This window comes from Sphingobacteriales bacterium (assembly GCA_016711285.1).
Lineage (GTDB): Bacteria > Bacteroidota > Bacteroidia > Chitinophagales > UBA2359 > JADJTG01.
Genome location: JADJTG010000015.1, coordinates 23,499 through 35,288, shown reverse-complemented (window position 1 = coordinate 35,288; position 11,790 = coordinate 23,499). Strand labels below are relative to the sequence as shown.

Annotated in this window: 10 protein-coding genes and 1 pseudogene; 5 read left to right on the top strand and 6 right to left on the bottom strand. The window is 41.4% G+C overall.

From position 1 onward, the window contains the following. Positions 1 to 111: 111 nt before the first annotated feature. On the top strand, positions 112 to 240 hold the full coding sequence (locus IPL35_15230) for an ATP-dependent Clp protease proteolytic subunit (GenBank protein ID MBK8444668.1): 129 nt from the start codon (positions 112 to 114) through the stop codon (positions 238 to 240). 244 nt (positions 241 to 484) lie between these two features. On the opposite strand, the gene IPL35_15225 is transcribed toward IPL35_15230, so the two are convergent. From IPL35_15225 to IPL35_15210, 4 genes are all read right to left on the bottom strand, one after another. After that, complete coding sequence (locus tag IPL35_15225; GenBank protein MBK8444667.1) at positions 485 to 781, bottom strand: hypothetical protein; 297 nt, start codon at positions 779 to 781, stop codon at positions 485 to 487. A 1,027-nt stretch (positions 782 to 1,808) separates the two neighbouring features. Further along, positions 1,809 to 1,991, bottom strand: a complete 183-nt coding sequence (locus tag IPL35_15220; protein MBK8444666.1) for a hypothetical protein — start codon at positions 1,989 to 1,991, stop codon at positions 1,809 to 1,811. A gap of 147 nt (positions 1,992 to 2,138) precedes the next feature. Then, positions 2,139 to 2,618 (bottom strand): hypothetical protein, encoded by a 480-nt coding sequence (locus tag IPL35_15215; protein MBK8444665.1) that lies wholly within the window; start codon positions 2,616 to 2,618, stop codon positions 2,139 to 2,141. Further along, complete coding sequence (locus IPL35_15210) at positions 2,611 to 3,888, bottom strand: hypothetical protein (GenBank protein ID MBK8444664.1); 1,278 nt, start codon at positions 3,886 to 3,888, stop codon at positions 2,611 to 2,613. The genes IPL35_15215 and IPL35_15210 overlap by 8 nt, the downstream gene beginning before the upstream one ends. A gap of 513 nt (positions 3,889 to 4,401) precedes the next feature. On the opposite strand from IPL35_15210, the pseudogene IPL35_15205 reads away from it, so the two are divergent. Both IPL35_15205 and bioA read left to right on the top strand, forming a co-directional pair. After that, positions 4,402 to 4,891 (top strand): annotated as a pseudogene (locus tag IPL35_15205) (glutathione peroxidase). A gap of 110 nt (positions 4,892 to 5,001) precedes the next feature. Then, the gene (gene bioA / locus IPL35_15200; GenBank protein MBK8444663.1) at positions 5,002 to 6,300 is read left to right on the top strand and encodes an adenosylmethionine--8-amino-7-oxononanoate transaminase; all 1,299 of its coding nucleotides are present in this window, start codon (positions 5,002 to 5,004) and stop codon (positions 6,298 to 6,300) included. A 40-nt stretch (positions 6,301 to 6,340) separates the two neighbouring features. Here bioA and IPL35_15195 read toward each other — a convergent pair whose 3' ends face one another. Both IPL35_15195 and IPL35_15190 read right to left on the bottom strand, forming a co-directional pair. Beyond that, a complete protein-coding gene (locus IPL35_15195; GenBank protein MBK8444662.1) occupies positions 6,341 to 7,756 on the bottom strand; it encodes a sugar transferase in 1,416 nt (471 codons plus the stop codon). Between the two features lie 123 nt (positions 7,757 to 7,879). Then, positions 7,880 to 8,755 carry a hypothetical protein gene (locus IPL35_15190; GenBank protein ID MBK8444661.1) on the bottom strand — a complete coding sequence of 292 codons (876 nt, stop codon included), beginning with the start codon at positions 8,753 to 8,755 and terminating at the stop codon, positions 7,880 to 7,882. Between the two features lie 240 nt (positions 8,756 to 8,995). Between IPL35_15190 and IPL35_15185 the strand changes: the two genes are divergently transcribed. Further along, a complete protein-coding gene (locus IPL35_15185; protein MBK8444660.1) occupies positions 8,996 to 9,469 on the top strand; it encodes a hypothetical protein in 474 nt (157 codons plus the stop codon). A 191-nt stretch (positions 9,470 to 9,660) separates the two neighbouring features. Continuing rightward, a complete protein-coding gene (locus tag IPL35_15180) occupies positions 9,661 to 11,760 on the top strand; it encodes a T9SS type A sorting domain-containing protein (GenBank protein ID MBK8444659.1) in 2,100 nt (699 codons plus the stop codon). Positions 11,761 to 11,790: the final 30 nt, after the last annotated feature.

Genomic DNA, 11,790 nt, shown 5'->3' with positions numbered 1-11,790 from the left:
GATGATACACCAACCGATGGCAGCGGTGCGCAAGTGACAAGCTAAAGCGATATGGAAATCACTGTAATGAAATCAAAAATCGCAAAAATGAATTGTATCAGATTTTGAGTAATCATACCCGACAAACACTTGCGAAAAAGTGGAAAAGACAGCGACCGCGATTATTGGATGCGGTCTGATGAAGCCAAAGAATATGGTATGATAGGGATTAAAGGATTGGAACGTGCAAAAATAAGTTAGTTTTTTACTTTTTTGAAAAATATATTATAAAAAGCCCTGGAAAGTACGCACTTTCAGGCTTTTGTTTTTTATTTTAAAACCTGCACCCGAGGGGGCCGCCGTCAATAATGCCGCTATATACTGCGGAATTGTTTCCCTTCCTTTGTTCTGAGTCGTACTGTTCTATCACGCGTCGGCGTGCTGACCCCAATTGTTGTTAAAGTGGGCGCTGCAAAGTGGTTGCGCAAAGCATTTTGCAAGGCAGTTATATCATCGGGCGCGGCAGCATCATACCGCTATCGCCCACCGCTCTCTGGGGGCAGCCTGATACATTGAAGTGAGCACGGCAGTTGCGCCCGCTGACATCGCCTCCAACAAGGCTTTCGTTGGCAGGGATTTTCAGAAGAAATAAGCGGTCATATCGCCGCTTCTCTGCCCAACAAAGTGGGTGGTATTGGTGGACTTTCGTTGTTGAGCCAGCCGTGAAACACAACAGGTGTAGCCGTAAACGAGCCGCCAATTCTTCGTCTCTAAATGTGGGCGGTCGGGTCCATCGCCGCAAATATGCAACTCAAAAGGAAAATCGCTCTGGCGGCAACGGTAACATGAGGGCCGCGAAAACTTTGCGCGGCAGGAGGCGACGACCACTGGCTGCGCATTTGCTTTGGGCAAAGGAAATGCGCAGACAGCGGCACCAAAACCTTCGCGGATAACCTGATAGGAACAAGTGCGCTGCAATTGCTGATTGGCTAATTGGGCGAGATAGGCAGAACTCCGGGCAAAATTTCCAAGTAGACTCCATTGGCAACTGCACGCAGCAAAGGCTTCGTAAAAAACGGTAGAAACAAAACGGTCTTGATTATAGTGTGGAAGTATCGCTGCCGTGACTGAGAATGTAGGAATATTGTAGTTTCTTTTTTACCCAACGCGCCAATATACACCGTCGGAACAGCAAAAATGTACGATGCTGTAATTCGTGAAAGTGATTTTTTTTTTTTGCAGATGCATTTTAAAAAACCTTTGCATTCCAGAGGTAGCGCAACATTTCATCAGGCGTACATCTCTTTTTTCGGCGACGGCCGGCGATGCGATAAATATGCAATCGCCGCGCACTTCATAGGCGGGCGGCCCTCAAAAGCCATCGTAACTACCGCGACACCATATTCGCCTAGGCGTAGTGGCGGGCAATGTCGTAGCTGATAGGACTTGCGCTCCGCCCAAAGGCGGAAATTCATAATTTAAAAACAGTATATTCATACCTTATTTTTCAGGTAACGATGCAGCGGTCCGAATTTTTGCCGTTGGCTTCCAAAATACTTCAGTGGTAAGTGTGCCCTTGTTGTAAGGGCTGCCACCTGTGCATCATCTAATGCAAGATAGATACGGGTGTCGTCTGTTTCGCCAATAAAAATTCAGAATAATGAACTCCACGGCTGTTTTTTTCGCGCGGAACTTTTTTGGTATCTACTTTTTACCATCTACATATATTCCGTATTCATCACCCCACTTTGCCGCCTTTTTGGTAAATGCGATATGATGCCAGTTGCCATCGTTAATAAGACCACTGCTTACATAGGCATTGTCGCCGGCTATATCATGTAGCGAAAACGCAAAGAAGCCTCTTCGGTATCGCCGCACGACTCTACCAAAATACCTTCATTTTTTCTGTTGCCCAAGGAGTAGGGAGAACCCGGAAATTCGGTGAAGGAGTGTGTCCAAAAAGCCAACGAAAAAGGTTTGGATAAATCAACGGTGATGTTGGGACGGAACAAAAATGGTGGATTCTCCTTCAGTTTTCGTTAAAGCTCGTGTTGCCGTTTTGTCGGCTTCCAAAACGGGGCAGTTTAGCATCTAAGAAGGGGTCGTAACGCCGCCAACGGTAAATAATACAATCGGGATAGTTTTTTCTAAGGTAATTGTCAATCTAAAAGGTAAAGGACGCGAAGTCGGCAAACCCATTTTTTATCTTTTATTTCGCTGTCAAAAATAATAAAACCCTCGTCGAACCGTATCAGGTTTTTCCACATCTCCTTATAACGCCCCGCCGAATTTTGGAAAAAAATACCCAATTTGGCAGACGGAATATTGTGATTGATTTTTAAAACATCTTTATAGACATTGGAAATAACAAAGCCCGAATTTTGTAAAGTGGAATCTTCTAATCTGGCTAAGAACTTCTCCACATTGTCCTTTTTGAAATGTACCAATTTGGTAGATGAAAAAAAGCGGTTGTATTTGGGATCGTAGGTTTCTAAGGTTTCTGTAAAATAAATAGGATTAAAAATAAAATAACCCAATACCAAAGAAGTAACCATCACTATTGGGCGCAGCGGAAAGCGTGTTACAAAGGGCGTTGAACATTGATTGTTGCTATTAAACCATACGCAAATACTACACAAATAACGGAAGTGCGTAATAGATATAGCGGATTTGGAATAAACGGAAAAAGAACCAATAGTAGGCTACAACTGTGAGCATAAAACTTGCCAGTACAATATAAAACCAACGATTGCGGCGCAGCATTGCCCACGACATACCGGCAAAAATTACCATTAAAACCAAATAAATAAAATTGCTGTCGCCCCACCAATGCTCTACCAAACGACTCGGAAACAGAAATGTATTAAACCAATCTATGTTTTCGTAGGGGTTGGTAAAGCTGAAAGCACGGATTTTTTTATCTAAAAGTTTGTACAATATCCAAGTTGCAATAGTAACAGGAATGAGGCTGTATAAAATTCTGTTCCAGTTGATTTTTCTGATTAATATGATAATATCGGCATACACCAGAATAAAAGATACAGCAGCAATAATCGGAAATACCAAACCGATTTTGATGGTAGAAGAAGGATCTATATTGAAAATATACCAAGATAAAAACAATAAATACAAAACAATGGCGACAATACCCCACAGCGATATTTTCTTTTTCAAAAAAGCCACCTGCATCAAAATATAGGTCAGATAAATTTCCAAAGTGATGAACACAGGATAAAAGGCATATTCCCGAATAACGCGCGAAGTACCCACGCCCCAAGGCGACACTACCCACAGAAAAGCCGCCATCAAACCTGCCGCCGGCGAGAGTAAACGCCCCAAAAAATAAACCGGAAAAATAGCGAGGCTGCTCAATATAATACCCGGTATTTTGGCTACATATACATGCTCATGGTAAGTTTGGGGATTAAAATATACATACAGCCACGATATGCTGTGATTAACCAACCACGCCCGTGTATAATCCGAAGGCACACCGCGCTGCAAATCTTTGGCAGCGTATAAATGAAAATTTTCGTCAAAGGTGGGGTCGTTGTTGTAAATACCATACCATCGCCAAGCCAAGCCAAGCACAAACAGCAGAAAAAGCCATACATATTGCATGCGCGGTGTTTTGAGTGCCGCCGGTATAGATAATTTTCCGACCGAAAGTGTATGATTTTTTATATCAAAAGTATTGAAATAATAAGGCTGCAACATCAGCGTAAAAGCCCATACCCACAAACCGAAGGCAGAAGATGATATATAAATATTGATATTATTGTTGAGTTTGGGAAAAGCAGCTAATACGGCACAATACAAAGATGTAACTAAAAACAGTGCGGTAAATATCCGATGCGGACGACTATCTAAATGGCGCAAAGGAAAAAAAATACGAAATAACCATTCCAAAAAAAACCAATACCTGTCGGCACCATCATAAACCAACTTTCTGTTTTTATGGCATAAAACACCAAAAACAAAGCTAATAATATATACGGTAAACCAGTTTTTGCTAAATTTATCAAACGAGCCTTAATATCCATTGATACGATGATAGTAGAGTAAAATATAAACTTTTTTGATTGCAGAACAAATAGAATTTATATTATATAATGTAAAAAATGCTTGCAATATTAAAAATATGATACGAGCAAAGAAAGCACAAAGATAGACAAAGCCATCGTTTTTGAGCCAATAAAACTTGATTATATTGCCAAATATTTTGTTTTACTATCAAACCTTTTATTTGTCACTTTGTTATAAAACTAAATTTAAAAAAAAAACATCATTATTCCCTTTGGTGAAAAAAAATCAGCAGTTTTATAGGAATTTCTTTGCTTTTTCGGATTGGCTGCCTGCCAACAACGTGTCAAGGTCGCTCCGCTTGCTGCAGCTTCTTCTACTTCTCATACACAAAAAAACATGGAAAACCCACCACAACAAGCCCCCTCTCTTCACAATTTCAGCATTAAGGGCATAGATGGCAAGCCTCTGGATATGGCGAATTTTAAAGGTAAAAAAATATTGCTCGTCAATGTAGCCTCCGAGTGCGGCTATACCAAACAATACGCCCAGTTAGAGGAATTGTATCAGCAATATAAAGACCGCCTTGTTATTATCGGTTTTCCTGCAACGATTTTGGCGGGCAAGAGCCGGCACTGCCACTGAAATACAACAATTTTGCAGCAAAAATTTCGGCGTTACTTTTCCGCTTACCGAAAAAATCTCTATTAAAAAAGACACACACCCTATTTATCAGTGGCTCACCCAACAGTCGCAAAACGGCGTGATGGACGCTTCTGTAATGTGGAATTTTCATAAATTTTTAATAGACGAAAACGGATACTTAGTCGCTTCTTTTGCTTCGCGCGTAGAGCCTTTTGATGAAGAAATTACGAATTTTTTAAAGTAATATTTTCATACATCGGTTTCTAAAGTTGTATTTTTTTGATAAAAAAACACAGGTTTTTGAAAAATTTTATGCTTTTTTAAAGAACAATTACAACTCATAAAATTGCCGCAATGATGACGACTACTCCTGTTTGGCATCCTTTTTCCAAACAAAAAAATGCGCGTATTCCCGTTACCATCGTAGCCGGAAAAGGTGCCCTCTTGTATGCTGCCGATGGCAAAACCTATATTGATGCCGTTGCAAGCTGGTGGGTAAATTTGCACGGACACGCACACCCGTATATCGCCGAGCAGGTGAGCGAACAACTGCATACACTGGAACATGTTATTTTTGCCGATTTTACGCACCCCGCTGCCGAAACTCTGGCACACCGCCTCTTGGAAACCGTGCAATTACAGCAACAAAAAGTGTTTTTTTCCGACAATGGCTCTACGGCGGTGGAGGTGGCTCTGAAAATGGCTTTGCAATATTGGAGTAATGGCGATAAAAGCGAACGCCGCCATATCATCGCCCTGCAAAATGCCTATCACGGCGATACATTTGGAGCGATGGCGGTGGGCGAGCGTAATATTTTCAATCGAGCTTTTCACGATTTTTTGTTTGAAGTACATTTTGTGCCGCCGCCCGAAACCGAAAATTTGGAACAAAGTATCGCAGTTATGCGGCAGCTGTGCAACGAACAAACGGCGGCTTTTATTTACGAGCCTTTGGTGCAGGGCGCAGGCGGTATGTGTATGCACAGCCCCGAGGCTTTGGCGGAATTGCTGGGCATTGCCAAGCAGCACGGTGTACTCACCATTGCCGATGAAGTGATGACGGGATTTGGCAGAACCGATACTTTATTTGCTTCGCAACAAATAAAAAACCCAGCACTCGCCCCCGATATAATGTGCTTCTCCAAAGGGCTTACGGGCGGTACAATGGCTTTGGGCATCAGCACCTGCCAACAGCATATTTACGATGCTTTTTATTCGGATTCTCCTTTGCACACTTTTTATCACGGACATTCCTATACCGCCAATCCGGTGGCGTGTAGGGCTGCATTGGCGAGTTTGGATTTGTTGCTGGAAGAAGATTGTACACAAGCCCGAGCGCATATTGCAGCACAGCACCGCCAATTCGGGCAGCGTATTTTGGAGCGATACAAAGATAAAATACGCGATTTGCGGCAGCAAGGTACTATTATCGCCGTAGAAATCAATGCAGGCGAAGCGGCTCATTATCATCATTCCCTGCGCGATTGCATGTACGATTTCTGTTTGCAGCACGGTGTATTATTGCGTCCTTTGGGCAATGTGCTGTATATAATGCCGCCTTATTGTATCAGTGATGATGAATTGAACACTATTTATGAAGTAATAGAAAAGGGTTTGGCAACAGATTGGGCTGCGCCCACAACAGACATTTGATTTTTTTTTAAAGGCTAAGGTGGAAGTATAAATTCCTCTTCTATTTTCCTTTGCCCTGCAATAAAATCAACACTGTATAAATCATCACTTTAAAATCGTTGATGAGCGACATGTTTTCAATGTAAATCAAATCGTATTTCATGCGCTCTACCATTTGTTCTACATTTTCGGCATATCCGAATTGTACCATACCCCACGAAGTAATACCGGGCTGCACTTTTTGGAGATGGCGGTATTCGGGAGCCTGTTGTATGATTTGGTCTATGTAAAATTTGCGCTCGGGACGCGGACCCACCAAAGACATATCGCCGCGCAACACATTGTAAAATTGTGGCAATTCGTCGAGTCGCCACTTGCGCATCACTTTGCCCCAAACCGTAATGCGCGGGTCGTTTTGGCTGGAAAGTGCCGGACCTCGGCTTTCGGCATCTTCGTACATAGAGCGGAATTTGATGATGTAAAACGGCTTGCCGTATTTGCCGACCCGCTCCTGATAGTAAAGAATATTGCCTTTTGATGACATTTTTACGCGCAAAGCGATGTATAGCAATATCGGCAGCAGCAGCAGCAGCACCGCCACCGATGCGCTTATGTCTATGGCGCGTTTGATGCGGCGTTGCCACAAAGGCATCAGATCGGGATATATTTCTACCAATGCTGCCCCGCGAACGTGATTCATTTTTACTGAGCCGGAAAGAATGTCATACATATCAGGAATAATTTTAATTACAATTTCGGTATTTGCCAGTGCGTTGAGCATTTCGTTGAGGCGGTGGTGTTCGGAAGTTTCTATCGCAAACACTACCTCATCAACATAATATTGCTCGCACAGGCTGCGTATGTCTTCGCTATTGCCCAAGCAGGGCAGGTAATTGTCAAGTTTTGCACCGTTTTTATCTGCTATTTTTACATAACCCACAAATCCGTAACCGATGGAGTGGCGTTTGAAAACGATTTCTTCGTATAGTTGCAGGGCTTTCAGATTGCTGCCTACCAATAAGGTGCGGTAGCGGATACTGCCACTGTGGAGCTGTGCTTTGGTGAAGGTGAGCAGCAGTAGCCGCCCGCCGAAAGTAAAACCAAATTGCAACATAAATAGAACTGCTATCAAATAATAATATACTTGATAATTTTCCACAAAATCATCTAACAACAAAGCAAAGAACAAAATTAATACTCCCAGTGTCGTTTGTGCCAAAGTGCGCGACAATTCTGCCAACCGCGATTTTTTATAAATATCGTGATAGGTATCACTTAAAAAATACAATAACAACCACCCGACCGGAATTAAAGCAATACCTAAATAATATTGTTTGTTGGCAAGCAGCGATATTTCAAAATAATTGCTTTCAATATAGATTTTGCGGTACAAAAAAAACAAAGTCCACGTCAGCACCGCCGCTATATAATCGCTGAGTACATAAAAAAGAATTCCTATTTTTTTTACCTGATGCAAGAGTATGTAAGTTTTTCTGTCCTGTTTCTTTCAATTCTGTATATGTAATAAAATGTGCCGTAGTACCGAGATAAGTTCATTTTTTTATAGAAAATAAAATGTACGACTGTGATGATGAGAACATCAGCGCGGCGCACCGACTAATTTGATATTGTCCCACACAAAACGCGCTTTACTGAGGCTGTCGGGCAGGGTGGCGGCAAAGCGTATTTCATAAAAAGAGGCATCTAAAAAGGCGGCGGCTTCGCTCAAATCAATATAAATTTTATTGCGCTGTGTTTTGGGCGATATACTCAGCAAATCCATCTCCTGTGCATTGTTGTTTTTATAGCCCACCAACGATACGCTAAAAACCGCCTCATTTTTATAATCCAACTCCAAATAAGGCATCACCTGCGACAAATCCCATGCATACAACTCAATAGTGCCTATATGAAAAGTAGGGTTGTCGGCAGAAAGCAACACCGTTGCACTGCGTTCGCCTTCCAATACCAAACTATCTATTGCAGTAATATCCAAATCATTTTCATCATCTTCATCTTCCATCATATTTTGCGATTCAAAATCATCTATCAGGCTAAACTGACAATTGTCGTGATAGCTCACACTTGGTACTAATAGGACGTTTTGAAGCGGCTCGAGGTTGCGTGTGGTGCTATAAAAAGTATGCAGAGGCGAAGCAATACGATTCGTGGAACTGCCGTTGCGCATCAGTACGGGGGCGATGTCGATTTGGGTGGCTCCCTGCGACAGCACCGGCACGGTGGCGGGCAAGGGAAATACGCCGATATTTTGTTGGTTAATAAAAACCATTATATCGGTAAATTTTGACGACGCACTGCCTTGTGCGCCGCCCTGTGTATCTACCAATACAGTATCAATGTGCAAATAAGCGGGCAGGGGTTCATCGCCGGTGCCGATGTCGCAGGCAGCGAAACAGCTCAATAATACGACAAAAACCGTACAGCAAACAGCAGGACGCAAGTAGTTTAACATCATTCGTTTTGGAAAATAAAATAAATACTGTTCCCCTTTGTGCGGGGAACAAACCAAAATGCAAAGGTAGCAATTGTATGCCAAAAAGCCTACTGAAAAGGCTTATTTATGCCTGCGTTGTACAAAATATAAAAATAGGTAAGCCAAAATTTGAATATTACAGATAGATGTGTTATTTTTCAGTTATAAATTGATGATATTCTTTAATTTATTAATCTTAACTAAAAAAAATCCACTTTTTTTATGAAAACTTTATGGTGTTTTTGCTGCTTGGTCTGTTTTCCTTTGTATATGCAGGCACAACTAATTTGGGAGCAGGACTTGGAAATGCCGCTCGGTGGTTTTGAAAGAATCAACATTCAGGAAACAGCAAGTGGCGGTTATTTTATCAATGGTGCGGGCAAAATAAACGACAGCACCCACCTATTTATGATGAAATTAGATGCAGATAGGAATAAATTGTGGGAACACACTTATCCATTGCCGATGCAGCCTGCATACGATGACCACCACTATGGCACGCGCGCTTTTTGCACCTACGAAGACAGCCTGATGCTGCAAGCCATTATCTATCAACCCGACGGCACCTTTTTAATTTACACATGGCTGTGCGATGCTCAAGGAAATATTATGAACCAAAAAGTAGAGCAGAAAGAGGAGGTAGATTATGCTTTTATAACGATTACTACTTTTGATGTACCCGTTTTGAGAATATAAATAGTAGTTTATACGGAGATTTTTTTACGACAAAAGGGTTCTTTAAAATATCACAGGAAGGCGAATTTATTCAAATAACAAAAATAGGAGCGCAGGGTGGAACGGTATGGACGCAAAATTTTTCTGAAAAATGTATTTATAAATCTTATAAAAAAACTGCTTATAATGGAGGCTTCGCAATAAAAGCTGATTTGCTCACTGAAAATGATACCATTCCCATTAATATTCAATATGATGCTGCCGGCAACTTAATGTGGTGGGAGAAACTATATGTTGATGAAATTCCCTTGTTTTTAGGCTACAAAAGTGTCAGCATCACTCCTTATCAAGTTACTTGTATTGAGGATATTGATATTTATTTCAGAAAAAAACTAATAGGTAATAGCTATGGTATAAACATTGGGATCGAATGTCTTACTACACCTTATTTATATATATACAATAAATATTGGCAATATACCCTGTCAAATGGAACTATGCTACTCATTAGCAGAAATACAGCTAAAGAAACTTTAGTGTCAATAGCTTGCCCCTATAAAGCTATACCCTCTGCGGCAGATCTCAAAGACTCTGGCGATTTTAAAGAAATCACAAAGGGTATAATAGCGTATAAAAAAACTTCCCCCTCACCCTCTTTACCTCTATTGCGTTGGTCGCTCAGGGAACAAATGTATAAATTTTCTATTCCGGCGGGCAGTAAGCACACACTTCGTGTAGATACTATAGGAGCAGATGTAAAAAAAATAGTACGCGCACCTGATTCTGTAAGTATCAATTTATTAGGCTATCGTTATAGCGAGCAAGCTGTTTTGGATAGTTTGGTTTTTGAAAATAATTATCCAGAGAACAATGATTTTTATGTAAAACTGTATCAGCACCGTGACAGCATACAGCGCGATTCCAGCACTTGGTATCGTCCGTTTGATAAATCATATACACTTGAAAATTTGCCTGACGGGGTTTATACAATACATCTTTTGAACAATGATGAAGAAATAAAAACTTCTGTTTTCACAGTGAGTGAACAACCCTTAGTGCCGCAAGTATCTACTTATAACTATGCCGAAAACCCCGAACCAAATCTATATCAATATTGCAAAGAATTTATGCCTGATACTTTATACGCTCAGGGAACAAATATAAAGTGGTATGAAATGCTTGCTGATAGCATTTATGCGTTGCTGGCAGAGGGTAATACATATTTTCCAACCTCTAATGATCAGGTTATCTATGTGTCGCAAACAACTGCTTTAGGATATGAAAGTGAAAAACTGGCAATTACGCTTGAGCCGCTGCCGCCTCCGAATTTGGGTGGCGGATATTTTAATTTGTATGAGCAACCAGGTAGTTGCGATGTTACTTTTGGGTACAATTGTTTATATTGCGTTGCATATTGTGTGGACGATGAATTTCCTTTTGTGCTTCAAGTAGGATTGCAATCTATTAACTTCTATAAAGATGGTGTCCCCATTTCAGCACCATACGTTGGAAATCAATACGACTACAATTACGCCTGTCTGTGTCTTGGGCATTGTAATTATTATGCTACGAAGGGCAATGGGGTTTATACGATAGAATTTTATCTTAAAAATGAATATGGTTGTGAAAATGTAATTGCTCATGATTTTAATGTTATCACCTACCCTGATATTGATAAAAAAGTAACAGTGTGCACAGATGATCCTGCTATTGAGTTGGCTGGTGAAAATTTATTGTGGTATGACAACAGTGGAGCTACCTTATTGGGGCAAGGAAATACTTTTGAAATATATTCACCCGGATTTTATCAGGTATCTCAAACGGTAAATGGGGTAGAAGGTCCAAAATGCAAATTTGAGGCTACACTTCAATCGCCGAATTACGACCCCTTCAATCCCAACGACTGTTATAAGCAGCAGCTCGCCGATATAGCAGCAGGTGGCACGAGCAGCATAGGAAATATATCAATAGACGATGTGGCAGTTACTTTTCCGCCCACCGCACCCAACTACACTGACATGACCAAAGAAGATGGCGGCGGCAAACAGGGTTCGCTTGCCTTTGTTCCTACTTCTCGTCGCTTTTCCATAGCCCCCAATCCGGTGGAAGATGTTGCGATATTGCGCCTGCCTGCCGATATGGAGGTGGAACTTCGTTTGTGGTCGGCAGCAGGAAAATTGTTGTGGGAGCAACAAAAAGCGGCAGATGGCGAACGCATAACAATGGCAGATTTAGCGGCGGGCGTATATTATGTGGAGTTGCGCTCGGCGAGCGGCGTATATAGTATGAAATTAGTGAAAATTGACAAGTAGCTGCTGCGATATAAAATAGGTGAGCCAAAA